The organism is Enterococcus sp. DIV1083b, from assembly GCF_051713705.1.
GTDB classification, from domain to species: Bacteria; Bacillota; Bacilli; order Lactobacillales; family Enterococcaceae; genus Enterococcus_D; species Enterococcus_D casseliflavus.
Genome location: NZ_JBIOQJ010000001.1, coordinates 1,474,092 through 1,490,320, shown reverse-complemented (window position 1 = coordinate 1,490,320; position 16,229 = coordinate 1,474,092). Strand labels below are relative to the sequence as shown.

Sequence of the window (16,229 nt, the reverse complement as noted above, 5' to 3'; positions counted from 1 at the left end):
TTCTCTTAATATCTGCTGAAGATTTCTTAAGAAAATAGAATTTTTCCATTCTTTTTTTATTAATATGAAGAATTCTTAAGAAGAATTAGCTATTCGCTCTTACTCCTCTTTGCTATAATCAAGAAAGAATCAAGAACGAGTTAGAAAGGACTGTTTCATGCGTACGAAAACCTCTTTATTAATTTTTTCATTGTTTGGTCTTTGTTTATTGGTAGGTGCCTTATGGCTATTAAAGGAAACGAGACTCATTCAAATGGTGCTAGATAATTTTTTGTCAAACCTTGTTACAGATGGCGTTGTGGAAACAAGTGATGGCGAAGGCGGGATGATCGTTGGTACCTTTGTCGACTGGCGCCCTATTAAACAATTGTTCTTGGCATTCTCCTTCTTCCTCGTTTTTGCCGTTACCTTGATTTGCTATTTTAGTTATCGTTATGTTTCAAGAAAAAAAATTGCAAGGATCGCCGAAGGAATTCAGCTCTTTTTCTCTCAATCGGAAGCAAGTTCCACGGGCAGCCTAGCGATCGATCATGAATTATTAAAAATAAAAGATACGATGAACCGCAATGAGGCTCTTTTAAAGGAAGAAACACAGCGCACCAAGGACTTGATCACCTATTTGGCGCATGACTTAAAGACTCCCTTAGCTTCAGTGATCGGCTATCTCAACCTATTGTTGGATACGAAAAACTTGACCAATGAACAAATGACGCAATCCTTGACGATTGCTTTAGAAAAGTCTGAGCGTTTGGAAACGCTGATGAATGAATTTTTCGACATCACCCGTTTTAATCTGCAAGACATCCAATTGTATCAACGGGAACTTGATTTCGTCTTCTTACTGAAGCAAATCCAAGAAGAATTCTATCCGCTGCTAAAAGAAAAAGAACAAACCATCTGCTACTCTGGACCAGAGAGCTTGAAATTAAAAGCCGATAGTGAACAGTTGGCGCGAGTGTTAAACAATCTGTTAAAAAATGCCATTGCCTATGCGCCTGATCAAACCACGATCATAATGCAGCTAACCGTGGACGAACAAGCAGCAACTTTTATCCTAGCGAATCAAAGTGAGCCGATCGAACAAGAACAATTGGAGGCATTATTTGAAAAATTTTATCGTCTGGATCAAGCTCGTTCAACCAAGACAGGTGGAGCAGGTCTCGGATTGGCGATCGCCAAAGAAATTATTTTGGCGCATCAGGGAACGATCCGAGCTGCTAGCAAGAACAATGAGATTCAAATGATCGTCACATTGCCTTTAGCGACAAACCAACACGAAAAAACGAGAAAGTCAGTTAACTGAAAAGGAAGGTCAATACGAGTGGAAAAGATACTTTTAGTTGAAGATGAAAAAGAAATTTCAGATTTGATTGCCTTTTATTTACGAAACGAAAATTTTTCTGTCATCACTTGTGCAGATGGGAATGAAGCTCAGGTACAGATCGAGCAAAACAGCTTTTCTTTGGCGATTCTTGATGTCATGCTGCCAGATATCACAGGCTTTGACCTGTGTAAAATCATCCGCAAAAAGCATCATTATCCAATTATTATGTTGACAGCTAAATCTGAGGAAATCGATAAGATCACTGGTTTGACAATTGGTGCCGATGATTACATCACCAAGCCCTTTCGTCCGTTGGAAGTGATCGCTCGGGTGAAAGCTCAGATACGCCGCTCGACCCAATACAACGGCTCAGATCAAAACAAATTGATCGTGAGGGAGTTGGAATTAGATGTCAATAAGCGAAAATGTTTCTTGCAAGAAGAAGAACTTTCCCTGACGCCCATCGAATTTTCCATTTTAAAATTATTGATGGAGCGAAAAGGCCAAGTGGTAAGCTCTGAGGAAATGTTTCAAGAGGTTTGGGGCGAAAAATATTACACGTCTTCCAATAATACCATCATGGTCCACGTTCGAAACCTTCGGGAAAAAATGCACGATACCCACAAGAAGTCCTCTTATATCAAAACCGTTTGGGGGATCGGCTATAAAATTTAACACCAAAAACCGTCCTTTCATTGTACGAAAAGGACGGTTTTCTTGGGACTGAACACAAGTAAATCGAGAAACATAGAAAAAAGCTGGAACTGATTCTTTCAGTTCCAGCTTTTTTTATTTAGAAACGTGCAACTGCAAGCTTCTTTTATTTCGTAATCAAAGCATCTAAACTAGCCACTGCCAGACTCATCTTCGCGATTTTATCCAACAAGGCAAAACGGTTGCGGCGAATCTGTTCATCTTCCACCATGACCATTGTTTGATCAAAATAAGCTTCGATCAATGGGCGCAGTGCCACTAAGCTTTGGTAGTTTTCTTCCATCGTTTGATGTGGGAACTTGTCCTCTACTGTTAAGACCGCTTCATACAAGGTAGTTTCAGAGTCGTTTTCAAACAAGGCAGGATCAATTGCTGCTTGATCCAATTCGGCTTTTTTCGCTAAATTGATCACCCGTGTCAAAGCTTCCATCGATGGTTTGAAGTCGTTGTCCTGCAGATGTTCTCTTAACATTTGAGCCGTTTCAAACAACGTACTGATGTCTGCTTGACGTGCGCCTAAGACAGCTTCGATGACATCATGACGCGTATTTTTGCTGAGTAAGAATTGACGCAGACGACCTTTCACAAAATCGGTCACTTGTTCTTGACCAGCGGCAAGTTGAATCCCAAAAACTTCTGGTTGAGCATTAATGGCTTCCCGAATTTCTTCTTGCAACTGAGCAAATGGGAAGTACCAGCGCTTTTCAGCTAAGATGCGAATAATCCCGTAGGTTTGACGGCGTAAAGCATAAGGATCGTTTGAACCGCTTGGAACCATATCAACAGCGAAGAAAGCAAGTAAGCTGTCTAATTTATCCGCAATCGCTAAAACAGCCCCGATTTTTGATTGTGGCAGCTCGCCTTCTGCTGAGATCGGCATGTAGTGTTCACGAATCGCTTGGGCAACTGCTGGTTTCTCTCCTTGGATCAGGGCATATTTTTCCCCCATGATCCCTTGCAACTCAGGGAATTCCCCTACCATATTGGTCACTAAATCAAATTTATAGATTTGAGCTGCCCGTTGAAGGTCGGTCAGTTCTTCTTGTGTTAAACCAACGGTCTTCCCGATGATTTGCGCTGCTAGTCCGACACGTTGCATTTTTTCATATAAGCTGCCGATTTTTTCGTGGAAGGTGACTTGCTTAAGTTTTTCCACGCAATGGTCAATGGTCAGCTTTTTGTCTTCATTGTAGAAAAACTCAGCATCTTCTAGACGAGCGGTCAGGACTTTTTGGTTTCCTTTGATGACATTATCGATCTTCACAGCATCCCCGTTGCGGGCAGAGATGAAGTGCGGCAGCAATTCTCCGTCAAGGGTGCGGACATCGAAGTAACGTTGATGTTCTTTCATAGAAGTAACTAATACTTCTTCAGGGACAGAAAGATATTTTTCTTCAAAGTCCCCTACAAAGGCTGTTGGGTATTCAACTAGATTTGTCACTTCTTCTAGTAAGTCTTCATCTAAATCGATCCGCCAGTTGTTTTCTTGAGCGATCGCATTGATTTGTGCGGTGATCATTTGTTGACGTTCGCTTGGATCAGCGATGACAAATTGATGCTTCATTTTTTCCAAATAGTCGTCCGCATGATCAAACGTGACCGCCTCACCTAAGAAACGATGACCTTTTGACTCGCGACCGGTAACAATATCAAGGATTTGGAAAGGAATGACTTGCTCACCAAAGAGTGCTACGATCCAATGAATTGGTCGGATATATTCAAAATCGTAGTCTGCCCAGTGCATCGTTACTGGGAACGTCAAACTCGTGATTACTTCCTGCAATCCTTTCAATACCTCAACGGTTGGTTGACCTTGGGTATGTTTCGTTACATAGACATACTCAACACCTTTTAATTCACGGAAGGTGATGTCATCGGTTGTCAATCCTTGTCCACGAACAAACCCTTGAGCTGCTTTCGACCAATTGCCTGCATCATCTAACGCGATTTTTTTCGCTGGTCCTTTGACCTCTTCTTGCGTATCCGCTTGTTTTTCAGGAATACCGGTGACATAGACAGCCAAGCGGCGAGGTGTGGAATAGGCTTCGATCGTTGTATAAGGCAATGCATGAGCATCTAAGAAAGCTGCCGTTTTTTCTTGTAATTGTTTCATACTTGGGGTTACGACATGCGCAGGTAATTCCTCTAAGCCGATTTCTAATAATAGGTTTTGTGCCATCTTATTTTCCCTCCTCAATCAGTTTTTGCGCCACTTCTGGATCAAGCAATGGATAACCGAGATTTTCCCGTTCTGCTACAAATAGTTTTGCTACTTGACGTGCCATGTTACGGATACGTGCGAGGTACCCAGCACGTTCAGTGACGGAGACTGCACCACGTGCATCCAACAAATTGAAGGTATGGCTGCATTTTAAGATATAGTCGTAAGCTGGATGAACTAAGCGTTCATCGATACAGCGTTTTGCTTCTTTTTCAAAACGATCGAAGTTCCCTAAAAGCAAGTCTTGGTCACTGACTTCAAAGGAATATTTTGAATGTTCATACTCAGGTTGGCGGAAAATCTCACCATATTTGACACCTGCAGACCATTCAAGATCGTAGACACTTTCAACTTCTTGAATATAAGATGCTAGACGTTCTAAGCCGTAAGTGATCTCTGATGTCACTGGCTTACATGCTAAGCCGCCGACTTGTTGGAAGTAAGTAAACTGAGTGATCTCCATCCCGTCTAACCACACTTCCCAACCAAGACCTGCACAACCCATCGAAGGATTTTCCCAGTTATCTTCGACAAAACGAATATCATGTTCTAATGGATCGATCCCTAAAAGACGCAGGCTTTCTAAATAAAGCTCTTGGATATTTTCAGGAGAAGGCTTCATCACGACTTGGAACTGGTGGTGCTGATACAAACGATTTGGGTTTTCCCCGTAGCGGCCATCAGCTGGACGGCGAGAAGGTTCTACGTAAGCGGCGTTCCATGGTTCTGGACCGATTGCACGTAAAAATGTGTATGGGCTCATGGTCCCAGCCCCTTTTTCTGTATCATAGGCCTGCATCAGCATACAGCCGTTTTCAGACCAGAATTTTTGCAGGGTCAAAATCATCTCTTGCACAGTTAGTTTACTCATCTTTATCTTCCTTTCTTATAACGCATTGACGACAGGATAAAATTCGACAACTGATCCAGGAATCAATTTCACTTCGACCACGACATCTGCTTCTAAAACATCCGATAAGTCGTAAAGCATTTGGTCTGGGCTCGTTGTAAATTCATGTAAAAGCTGTTCATCCTTTAAAAGGCGAACTTGCAGTGGAATACTTGCTAATACTTTGAGCTTTTTTTCGGTAAACGCACTTGCTGGAATCGTCATATCAAATAACATAAAAACCCTCCTTTGTTTTTGGCTATTCTTGGTGTGAAACATAAAAAAGTCCCTATATCTATACAAAGTGTATAGATATAGGGACGATAAATTCGCGGTTCCACCCTACTTCCGACAAGTCGGCAGCTTCATTGATCATGCTCACGGACGCCTGCGAAATAAGGTTCCAACTTGGCTTTCACTCTCCCAAGTTCGCTTCATGGAATGGTCTTCTTTCTTTCTTCCGATCATAGCACGGATTCGATTACCCTTATGATAGTAGTTGAAGCTAGGGTTTGTCAATGATTAATTTGAACTTTTATGCTTCTGGGCCTAAATCCGCCTGATCATGAAAGACGATCTCATCAGCGATTTTCCCATCACTTTCAAAAACGATGATCTCATTCATTCCGATTTTTAAAAACGGTGCTGGGACGTACAAGCGCTGCTGCGGTCCTTTTTCCCAAAAACGGCCGATCGTATGACCATTGACTTGGACAAACCCTTTACCCCAGCCTGGCAATTCGATAAAGGTATCTGCACATTCATCAAAAACACATTCAAAGCGTGAGAAACTTGGTTGTCCTTTTTGCCATTTTCCTTGGAAATCAATGGCATGCAAATTATCCATCGGTAAGGGATAGATTTCCCAGTTGCTTTGGAAGGCGCCATTGATGATCACACCGTCTTTGATGCCTTTGTGCTGATGGTTCATTTTTACAGAATAATTGACCCGCCCCATATTCTCCACCAAGATCCCCAACTCGTTTTCTGATTCTGATAAATCGAAACTGTAGGTTTGACCGATTTCTTGATCGTAATCGATGCGCAAAAGTTCCTGGTTGATAAACGTATGGGCACGATCCATCGTATTGATCAGACGGTAGTCGGCAATCTTCCGAGCAGGCCCAATCAGTGAGCGATAATAGATATAACCTGTCGCTTGATTGCAGGCTTCCATCGATAACGGGTAATTACTTATAATCGGTTGACTGATCGTGTCGATCGTCGAAAACAAGGAGACTCGTTCTTTCACTGAGAATGTTCCATAAGCTTTTCGCTCAATTTCCATACTCAAGGGAAACTCAGGAATTTCCGCATAGTCAGCGATCACCTTTTTGAAGGCTTGGTATTTGGCAGTAGGTTCTCCCCATTCTGTCAACAAGGCATCGTAATCATAGCTAGTGACATCCGGCGCTAAGCGTTCATAATAGTTTGACCCGTTCATAAAGCCAAAGTTGGTCCCGCCATGAAACATATAGATATTGACAGAACCTAATGCTAAACAATCCTGCAATTCCTTTACTGCATCTTGTGTTGAGGTCGTATGGTGCTGGTCGTCACCCCAGGCATCAAACCAGCCGATCCAAAATTCCATGACCATCAGTGGCCGTTTTTCTCCGTGAAATTTTCGAAGTTTTTCAAAATTTTCCTTGATGTTGGAGCCGCAGTTGATCGTAGGCAATGCCAAGTCTTTGATACTGCCGTTTTCTAGCATATCGTGCCAAGGTCCGTCAGAGGTCACTAACGGCGTTTCTACACCATGCTGCCGCATCGCAGCCACCATTTTCCGCAAATACTCTTTATCATTGGCGTAGCTGCCGTATTCATTTTCTACTTGCATCATTATAATCGGACCGCCTTGGGTGATCTGCAGATCCCGCACTTGTGGAAACAAATGGGCGAAATAACGAGTGATTTTTTCCATAAATGGGGGATAATCAAACCGAAGCTTCATCATAGGGTCTTGCAATAGCCAATAAGGCAGTCCCCCAAATTCCCACTCCGCACAAATATAAGGTGCTGGTCGCAAGATGACATAAAGCCCTACTTCTTGTGCCGTTTGGATAAATCGCCGCAAATCAAGGATCCCATCAAATTGATAGACACCTTCCTGTGCTTCATGAAGATTCCAAGGAACATAGGTTTCGACGGTATTACAGCCCATCAAGCGTAGTTTCTCTAAGCGGTCTTGCCAATATTCAGGAACGACACGAAAATAATGGATCGCTCCAGAGATCACTTTAAAAGGCTTGTTGTCTAAATAAAAGTCATCTTCAATAGCAAAAGTTCGCATCAGTTACGCCCCTCTTTGACGATATAGGTGGTGTAATGCGTCAGCATCATTTCTGAAGAAAGAACCTTACCCGTCAGAAGATCCGTTTTTCCAACAAACATTTCTGGCAGCGGTTGTGCTTCTTCGTGGAAATTGATGATGACGAAAAATTTCGCCTCTTCATTTTCACGACAGGCAATTTCTAGTTTTGTTGCCTCCTCGATCACTGGGGTAATATCGGACTCTTCGACGATCGTTTTGAAAAGCTGATCTTGCAGCTGATCTTCCAACTGTCCACCGAAGTAATAGACGGTTCCATCGCCAAATGTATTTTTGGTCACTGCCGGCATTCCTGCATAGAAATTGCTCGTGTAATGCGCTAGCGCTTCGGCGTTTTCTAAATGAATCAAATCGCTGACTAAATTACTTGTTCCTGTGAGTTCTTCATTGACTAACGAAACCCCGTTTGATTGTTCTGGGGCTAATGCATCGATTTCTTCCACCCAGATGCCAGCTAATTCCCGTAATGGTCCAGGGTAGCCGCCTAAGTGAACATTGTCTGATTGATCAACGATGCCGCTCATATACGTCGTAAGTAAGGCACCACCTTGCTTAACGAAATCAGTGAGCCGCTCTTGCATCCCTTCTTTGATCATGTAAAGAACCGGAGCTGCGACTAGCTTGTATTTTGATAAGTCAGCATCCACGGGAACCAAATCGACCGCTATATTTTGGTCGTAAAAATAGCGATAGTAGCGATGGATCTGTTCTACATATTTCAGATCAACGGTCGGACCACTCGTGTATTCTAATGCCCAATAATTGTCCCAATCGAAAATCACAGCAACCTGTGCTTGGGTTTGCGTGCCAATGATGTCTGAAAGCTGTGCTAATTCAGCCCCAAGAGCGGCTGTTTCTCGGAAAACCCGCGTGTCTTCATGACCGACATGTTCGATGACCGCGCCATGGAATTTCTCACAAGCACCAATGGAACGTCGCAATTGGAAGTATTGGATCGTATCTGCCCCATGAGCAATCGTTTGGTAGCTTTGCGCCCGCATCTGTCCTGGTTTTTTTAATGAATTATAAGGCTGCCAGTTTTGTTGGGAAGGTGTTTGTTCCATCAGCATAAAAGGCTGCTGTTTTAACCCGCGCATCAAATCATGGGTCATGGCTACTAAGCTCCATGGCGTATTGTACGATGGATAATTATCCCACGAAACAAGATCCATTTCCTTTGCCCACTTGAAATAATCCAGTCCTTTAAAGGTTCCCATCAAATTCGTTGTAATCGGTGTTGTGGGATCGATTTTCCGAATAGCGTCCCGCTCCATCATGTAGTTTTTTAAAAGACTATCCGAGTTGAACCGTCGGTAGTCAATAGAAATTCCTGCAAATGCCGTCTTGTCATAGCCGATTCCTTCTGACAGCGCATTTGGCAGCACGATTTCATCCCATTCATACACGGTATGCCCCCAAAATTCCATATTCCAGGCTTTATTCAGTGCTTCGATCGTATGATATTTATCCTTTAACCAGACACGAAACGCTTTTTCACAGTTGTCGCAATAACATTCGCCGCCGTATTCATTATTGATGTGCCAACAAGTCACTTGTGGATTTTCGCCGTAACGTTCGGCTAATTTCGTTGCCAAGCGTTCTGCGTATGTTTGATAAACCAAACTGTTGGGACAGGCATTGTGCCGTTGCCCAAACTTATGATGGCGTCCATCATAATCGGTGCGAACGACTTCTGGATACTTCTTAAACATCCAAGCTGGCAAAGCGGCTGTGGAAGTGGCTAAGACGATGTCGAAGCCTTCCGTACTTAATTTTTCGATGATTTGATCCAATTCCTCAAAATCATAACAATTTTCAGAGGGTTGGATCTTTGCCCATGAAAAAACATTGACGGTCGCGCTATTGATACTTGCTTTTTTAAAGATCCGAATGTCTTCTTCCCAAATCTCTTTCGGCCACTGATTGGGATTATAATCGCCGCCAAATAGAATTCTATCAAAAAATTTTGTCATGTAAGTGAACGCTCCTTTAAAATAAAATGATTTCTACTCTCTTATTGTAAGGCTTTTCATTCTATTGTAGTATAATACATGAAACACTATTTTATAACTTTTCGAAACACGGAGGTACACTATGCCTATCTACTTTTATCAAACCAATCAGCAGCTGCCTTTATCTCTTGAAAGCATCGGCAACGATTGGGCGCAAGATGACGTCGCTCGTCCTGATGGTTATCCCTACTTCCATTGGCTGCAAACCGAGCAAGGGGAAGGCCGAATCACATTTGGTCAGGAATCGTTTATCTTACGTCCGAATGAAGGCATTTTGATTTTTCCTTTTACGCCCCATCGCTACTATCCATTGACTAACTGGAAAACATCCTTCGCCACATTCCAAGGCCCTTTGGCAGCTGAGGTGTTAAAGCAGTACACGAATCAGCCCTATATATTAGCTGAAGAGTCAGAAACCTTTTCTTATGTCACCTGGATCAATCAACGGATCAAAGAAGACCAACAAATCAGTTGGGACCCGCTACGGGCTTCTAGCGAATGTTACCGCTTTTTATTGACGATCATGCAAGAACGCTTAGGGAATCCAACAGAAAAACACCCGCTGTTCCAACAATATCTGGTTCCCGTTATACAAGAAATCGAAACGAATTACGATCAGGCGATCACGATCAAAGAACTAGCAGGGCTCGTCTATGTGTCACCACAGTATCTCTCACGTTTGTTCCAACGTTTTTTGGGGCAATCTACTGCACAATATTTATTGAACTACCGCATGACCCGAGCCAAAGAGCTTTTGGTGGCACAGCCAGATCTGCCCATTCAACAAGCTGCCTTCGCCGTGGGGTTTCAAGATGCAAGTCACTTTACAGCATTATTCAAAAAAAGAGTCGGCTTAACTCCATTGAAGTTTCGCCAACTCTATCATTGATTTTTCGGTTTTAAGACGTCTTGCCAGTGCCCCATCTGATCGATAAACTTCTTACTTTTTAAATGAATGCCCACATATTCATCATATAATAAATCAATCACTCGTCGGATCGCGGCTTTCGTTTCTGGCTTTAATTTGATTGATGCAATCTGCTCGTAGGATATTTGCGAAAATAAGCGAATAAAATGGATCGCCCGAGAATCAGCATGATAACGACGTTCGTCCATCCCCCAGTGCTGTTCACATAAAATACCGCTATATTTTGAGGAATAGTCAAACCGACCGTCGGTTTTTCCGCAGATCGCACAATGGGTCCAATTCGGGGTGATCCCGAAACGGTGCAAAATCTGGATCTCAAAGATATTGGTGATGATCTCTGCGTCGTTTTCTTGATCCATTAATTGCAAGGCCTCATGTAAAAATTGGTATAGATGTGGGTCATAGACCCGATCATCAATAGCAGAATCAGCCAAATTCAATAAGTAGGTTGCATAACCAGCAATAAAAATATCACTTTGGATCGTACGAAAAGGATGGATGTCTTTGGCATTGTTTAAAAAGGACAAGCCTTCCGTTTTGATGGTTCCCATGTAGGTGGCTTCAGTATAGGAGAGCAGCGCTGGTGCCAAGGGGTTATTTTTCCGATGGGCACCCTTGACATAAAACATTTGCTTCCCAGCAGATTCCGTAAAGATTTTGACTAGCTTGTCTTTTTCTTTATGGTCTTTTGAAAAAAGTAAGATTCCTTTTGTTTCAACAAGATTCATCGTCGCACCCCATTTCTTTAAAAAAACTGATCCAGTTCGCTGACTGCATCAGTTTTTCCTCATTAAAACAGATCATGTTTGATCTGCATGTCATCAATACTCATCTTTGCGATAGCCATAGTCCGTTAAGAAGGTTTGCTTGTCGCGCCAATCTTTTTGCACTTTTACCCATAATTCCAAGAAGACTTTGTCATCTAACAAGTGTTCAATGTCTAAACGAGCTTTCGTACCGATCTGTTTCAGCATTTTTCCGCCTTTACCAATGATAATGCCTTTTTGACTGTCACGTTCGACAATGATCGTCGCTTGAATATGCACCTTGTCATTGTGGTCTCGTTTCATAGAGTCAACGACGACTGCTACTGAGTGAGGTACTTCATCTCTGGTCAGTAGCAAGACTTTTTCCCGCACCAATTCGGAGACGATAAAGTATTCTGGATGATCCGTGATTTGATCCTCTGGGAAGTACTGAGGTCCTTCTGGCATTTCATCGATCAGTAGCTTCATTAACGTTTCGAAATTATTGCCTTCTGTTGCGGAAATCGGTACGATCTCAGCAAAGTCCATTTGTGAGGAGTAGTCTTCAATAATTGCCAATAAGGCATCTGGATGGACTTTATCAATTTTATTGATCACGAGGAAAACCGGTGTCTGACTTTGGCGCAATCGTTCGATAATAAAATCATCGCCCTTGCCACGCTTTTGGTCCGCACTGATCATAAATAGCGTCACGTCAACTTCTCGCAGTGCACTATAGGCGGTTTCAACCATAAAATCGCCTAAACGGTGTTTGGGTTTATGGATCCCTGGTGTATCGATAAAGATCAGCTGTGCGTCATCCGTCGTGTAGACCCCTTGGATTTTGTTACGGGTCGTTTGCGCTTTGTCACTCATGATCGCGATTTTTTGTCCTACGACTCGATTTAGTAGTGTTGATTTCCCAACATTTGGCCGCCCGACGATCGCAACGAAGCCTGATTTGTGTGTTGTCATTGTTGTTCCCCTTTATCTTGTGTTTTGGTGCGCATCAGAAGAGCTGCAGCAATTTTGGCAAGAAGATGATCGCTGCGACGACTAACGCAAAAACTGCGGTCATCAGCACGGCACCAGCTGCCATATCTTTGATTTTTTTTCCGATAGGATGGAAATGGAAATCTGTAAACATATCTACGACGTTTTCAAAGACGGTGTTGATGATCTCAACGATCCAGACTAAGAAAACAGCTAGCAGCAACCAGAGCCATTCCATTTGACTCAAACGGAAAATAAAGCCTGCAATGATCGCAACGATTCCTAGTGCAACATGTTTACGCATATTGCGTTCCTCTTTAAAGACGGTTTTTATACCAGTGAAAGCAAATTCGATCGACGAAATAAATTGTTTGTTTTTCCCAATATTCTTATCTTTTGAGTCCATAGGCATCCAGTATTTCCTTTTGCAGTCCAAACATTTCCTTTTCATCTTCAGGTGTCATATGATCATAGCCATTGATATGCAAGAAACCATGTAACGCCAAGAAACCCAGCTCCCGATCATAGGTATGCCCGTATTCAGCAGCTTGTTCTTTCGCTCGTTCAATGGAGATCATAATATCTCCAAGATCACGCGGCAGCTCTTCAAGGGCTTCGTCAAAAATGATCGACAGCTCTTCGTCAGTTTCTTCTTCAAAGGCAAAACTGATGACATCTGTTGGCATATCTTTGCCGCGGTACTCCCGATTGATTTCTTGGATCGCCGCATTGTCCATAAATGTGACGGACATTTCAGTATCCTCTGGAAGTTCTAAATGTCCTGCAGCAAATTGCAACAGTCCTTCGATCTCTTTGATCTTGGTTTCCCCCACTGAATTTGTCTCATCTAAAAAGGTAATCTCCATTAGCGCTCTCTTCTTTCTTGTTCTTCTTTCATTTTCTCTGCTTCCGACTTCATTTTTGGATATTTGATCCGTGAATGGAAGGTACTGCAAAGTCCGTTGACCAGTGATTTTTCAATCATTCGGATTTCTTTCAAAGTCAGGCCTGTTTCATCCAATTGACCGTCTAAGATCCGATCATTGATGAGATTTGCAACAAATTCTTGAATCTTTTGATTTGTTGGATTTTCCATCGCTCGAACAGCTGCTTCACAACTATCCGCGATACTCACAACGCCAGCTTCTCGTGTTTGCGGTTTTGGACCAGGATAACGGAAATCTTCTTCCGTCACCTCGGGATTACGCTCTTTGGCTTTCACGTAGAAATAACGCATCAAGGTCGTGCCATGGTGTTGACGACAAATGTCGATCACCATGCGCGGCATTTTGGCTTCTTCGAGAATTTCCGCCCCATCGATCACGTGACCGAAGATGATTTGTTTGCTGTCTTCAGGCAACAAGAAATTATGCGGGTTTTCGGCACCAGCAGGTAAATTTTCTACAAAGAAATTGGCATGTTTGACCTTGCCGATATCATGGTAATAACAAGCCACACGAGTCAGTAAGCTTTGCCCGCCGATTTCGGCAACGGCATTGGCACTAAGATTAGCAACCATCATACTGTGATGATACGTTCCTGGCGCTTCTTCCAGCAACTGTTTTAACAATGGATGATTCGGGTTACTCAATTCATTTAACACGATCATACTCTCATCCGTCACCAACAATTCGATGTAAGGATGTAGTCCCATCGTTAGCAAATAGCTTAAAAGAGAGCCTGCTAAACCACAAATGATCGTGGTCCAAGTGTTCCCGCGAGCAAAATCCATTCCTTGGAAAATCACCAGCACAAAACTCAGTAAGAGCGGAAAGACGATCACCCACGCTACTGCCGTTTTCCCTTGACTAGCGATGCGGGCGCGCTTGATCATCGTTCCCATCAAGCCAGAGAACAAATAGGTGACTAAGACGGTCGTCAACAAGTTGGTTCCGCTAGAATCAAAGTAAATAAAGAGTGCGCTGATTACTTGGAAAATCGCTGACAAAATCCCCAAACGACGGCTGGAGAAAATACTCAGGATCAACGGTGTAAACGCAGCTGGGAAAAACAGCGGGATAAAGGTCACTAATTCAGATTGGAAAAGTTGGAAAAACTTCATGATCAAAATACTGAATGCCATTGCCAAAATATAAAACGTGACCGCATTCATCCGTTTTTCCACGTCTTTCGTCTGTTTCGTGTAATAAAACACCATCAGCATCTGTAAGACTGTTGCTAACACTAAAGCGATCAATGGAAAAACAGAAAAGGTCTGATTAGTCATTCCTAAAAGCTGCAGCTTCTCTAGGGCATTGGCATCGATCTGCGAGCCCTCACGGACAATGATCTCTCCTTGATAAATCATCACTGGAGGAACAGCATCCATGGCGGTTTGCCGTGCTTCTTCTGTCCGTTTTTCATTTGGGATATCGTTCACGACGATTCCTTGATTGACTAAGAAACGTAAGACAGAAGCCATATCTGAGCTAACATCTAAGAACTGGATCTTATCTTCCGCCTCAGAACGGAACGCACTTAATTCCGTTTGGCGGATCTGTTTCGCCATTTGTTCATCTATTAATTGTAGCGCATAGGTACGAACTGTATTTAATTCATCATCACTTAATGAGAACATCGTCGTCAAAAAATTATTGGTAAATGACTGATAAAAATCCAGTTCATCATCACTCATTTTTTCAAATTCTTGTTTTAAGGCTGCGATATATTCATCTGTACTAGGTTTAGGGATATTTTCATCCTCATCGGCCTCAGCCACTTTTTTTTCATGGGCTTCATCCACTGATTTTTTGACTGAAGCAACTAAGTCAAATAAATGATCGATACGATCATGCTGCGTTTGCGCCAGTGTATCCTGATACGTGTACTCTGGTGGTACAGCTTCGGCAGCCAGTTTACGCTTTTGTTCTGTCGCAGCGGTATTTTCGATCGTTTTATTGGCACGGATATTTTCTTCCGCCACTTGACCTTCGCTATAATCGACATTGTTTTGTTTGACGCTGGTGTACATGATACCAATCGAAAAAAGAAAGAAAAGGAACATCAAAACTGGTAGATAGAATTTCCCAAGTCTTTCTCTAAATTTCCGTAGTGGTTGAATGATCATAGTTCTCCTCCTAAAAGACGATCAGCGCTTGTCTTTAAGATCTGCTTCTTTATATGCGCGAATGATCTCGGCAACAACTGGATGCCGCACGACATCTCCTGCTTCAAAATTAGCAAAAGCAATTTTAGGGATCTCTTGTAACGTTCGTTCGGCGTGGATCAGGCCGCTTAAAGTCCCTTTTGGCAAATCGATCTGGCTGGTATCGCCATTGACGATCATTTTAGAGTTGAATCCTAAACGGGTCAAAAACATTTTCATTTGAGCGATCGTCGTATTTTGCGCTTCATCTAAAATGACAAAGGCATCTTCTAGCGTACGTCCACGCATATATGCCAATGGTGCGATCTCAATGACGCCTCGTTCCATGAGACGGTTCGTATGATCCATCCCAAAAATTTGATACAACGCATCATAAACGGGGCGTAAGTAAGGATCGACTTTTTCTTTCAAGTCTCCTGGTAGGAAACCAAGATTTTCTCCTGCTTCAACCGCGGGCCGTGTCAAAATGATTTTTTGCACTTGGCCTTTCTTTAAAGCTGCAATTGCCATTACGACTGCTAAGAAGGTCTTTCCGGTTCCAGCGGGGCCGACACCAAAGACTACATCATGTTTACGGACGGCTTCGATATATTTTTTTTGCCCAGCATTTTTCGCTCGGATCGGTTTGCCGTTACGGTCTTTGATGATCTCTTCTTCATACATATCTTTGAAATAATCAAGACTGCCCTTATTCACCATATTCAACGCGGTGATCACATCGGGGGTACTGATATTGATGCCTCGTTTGATCAACTCTTGCAAAGCCCGAATCACGGATTGTGCCTTTTCAGCGGCTTCGGTTTCTCCTACGATTTGGATCAGCTCACCACGAGTGTGAATGACCGTTCCTGTGGAGTCTTCAATAATTTTGATGTTCTTATCGTGGGCACCTAATAATAAACGAACGTCATCGTTTTCACTAAGTGTTATCTCGATCGTTATTGTTTTGTCTGTCAAATATGTT

14 protein-coding genes are annotated in these 16,229 nt (G+C 42.8%); 3 read left to right on the top strand and 11 right to left on the bottom strand.

All coding sequences use genetic code 11. The features are described from left to right. The first annotated feature begins 157 nt into the window (after positions 1 to 157). On the top strand, positions 158 to 1,303 hold the full coding sequence (locus tag IGI69_RS06825; RefSeq protein ID WP_123834839.1) for a sensor histidine kinase: 1,146 nt from the start codon (positions 158 to 160) through the stop codon (positions 1,301 to 1,303). A gap of 18 nt (positions 1,304 to 1,321) precedes the next feature. Next, positions 1,322 to 1,999, top strand: coding sequence for a response regulator transcription factor (locus IGI69_RS06820; RefSeq protein ID WP_016610236.1), 678 nt, complete (start codon positions 1,322 to 1,324; stop codon positions 1,997 to 1,999). Positions 2,000 to 2,144: 145 nt separating this feature from the next. Here IGI69_RS06820 and glyS read toward each other — a convergent pair whose 3' ends face one another. The 5 genes from glyS to IGI69_RS06795 form a co-directional block, all read right to left on the bottom strand. After that, the gene (gene glyS, locus IGI69_RS06815; protein ID WP_438740172.1) at positions 2,145 to 4,217 is read right to left on the bottom strand and encodes a glycine--tRNA ligase subunit beta; all 2,073 of its coding nucleotides are present in this window, start codon (positions 4,215 to 4,217) and stop codon (positions 2,145 to 2,147) included. Between the two features lies 1 nt (position 4,218). Further along, the gene (gene glyQ, locus IGI69_RS06810) at positions 4,219 to 5,130 is read right to left on the bottom strand and encodes a glycine--tRNA ligase subunit alpha (RefSeq protein WP_005225852.1); all 912 of its coding nucleotides are present in this window, start codon (positions 5,128 to 5,130) and stop codon (positions 4,219 to 4,221) included. Positions 5,131 to 5,145: 15 nt separating this feature from the next. Then, positions 5,146 to 5,385, bottom strand: coding sequence for a hypothetical protein (locus tag IGI69_RS06805; RefSeq protein ID WP_015509542.1), 240 nt, complete (start codon positions 5,383 to 5,385; stop codon positions 5,146 to 5,148). Positions 5,386 to 5,683: 298 nt separating this feature from the next. After that, entirely contained in the window at positions 5,684 to 7,441 is a 1,758-nt protein-coding gene (locus IGI69_RS06800; RefSeq protein ID WP_373192008.1) for a glycoside hydrolase family 35 protein, read from the bottom strand. After that, positions 7,441 to 9,453, bottom strand: a complete 2,013-nt coding sequence (locus IGI69_RS06795) for a beta-galactosidase (protein WP_438740171.1) — start codon at positions 9,451 to 9,453, stop codon at positions 7,441 to 7,443. The genes IGI69_RS06800 and IGI69_RS06795 overlap by 1 nt, the downstream gene beginning before the upstream one ends. Before the next feature lie 121 nt (positions 9,454 to 9,574). Here IGI69_RS06795 and IGI69_RS06790 point away from each other — a divergent pair, with 121 nt between their 5' ends. After that, a complete protein-coding gene (locus IGI69_RS06790; protein WP_218213011.1) occupies positions 9,575 to 10,381 on the top strand; it encodes an AraC family transcriptional regulator in 807 nt (268 codons plus the stop codon). On the opposite strand, the gene recO is transcribed toward IGI69_RS06790, so the two are convergent. From recO to IGI69_RS06760, 6 genes are all read right to left on the bottom strand, one after another. After that, a complete protein-coding gene (gene recO / locus IGI69_RS06785; RefSeq protein WP_438740169.1) occupies positions 10,375 to 11,148 on the bottom strand; it encodes a DNA repair protein RecO in 774 nt (257 codons plus the stop codon). The two genes, IGI69_RS06790 and recO, sit on opposite strands and share 7 nt — an antisense overlap. Before the next feature lie 93 nt (positions 11,149 to 11,241). Beyond that, entirely contained in the window at positions 11,242 to 12,141 is a 900-nt protein-coding gene (gene era, locus IGI69_RS06780) for a GTPase Era (protein WP_005225846.1), read from the bottom strand. Between the two features lie 34 nt (positions 12,142 to 12,175). Beyond that, positions 12,176 to 12,565: a diacylglycerol kinase family protein gene (locus tag IGI69_RS06775; RefSeq protein WP_016610244.1), complete on the bottom strand. Its 390-nt coding sequence runs from the start codon at positions 12,563 to 12,565 to the stop codon at positions 12,176 to 12,178. Continuing rightward, positions 12,549 to 13,025, bottom strand: a complete 477-nt coding sequence (gene ybeY, locus IGI69_RS06770; protein WP_005225844.1) for an rRNA maturation RNase YbeY — start codon at positions 13,023 to 13,025, stop codon at positions 12,549 to 12,551. Before ybeY ends, IGI69_RS06775 begins: the two co-directional genes overlap by 17 nt. Next, positions 13,025 to 15,226: an HD family phosphohydrolase gene (locus IGI69_RS06765; protein WP_373192012.1), complete on the bottom strand. Its 2,202-nt coding sequence runs from the start codon at positions 15,224 to 15,226 to the stop codon at positions 13,025 to 13,027. The genes ybeY and IGI69_RS06765 overlap by 1 nt, the downstream gene beginning before the upstream one ends. Positions 15,227 to 15,247: 21 nt before the next feature. Next, positions 15,248 to 16,222: a PhoH family protein gene (locus IGI69_RS06760; protein ID WP_438740166.1), complete on the bottom strand. Its 975-nt coding sequence runs from the start codon at positions 16,220 to 16,222 to the stop codon at positions 15,248 to 15,250. Positions 16,223 to 16,229 lie beyond the last annotated feature (7 nt).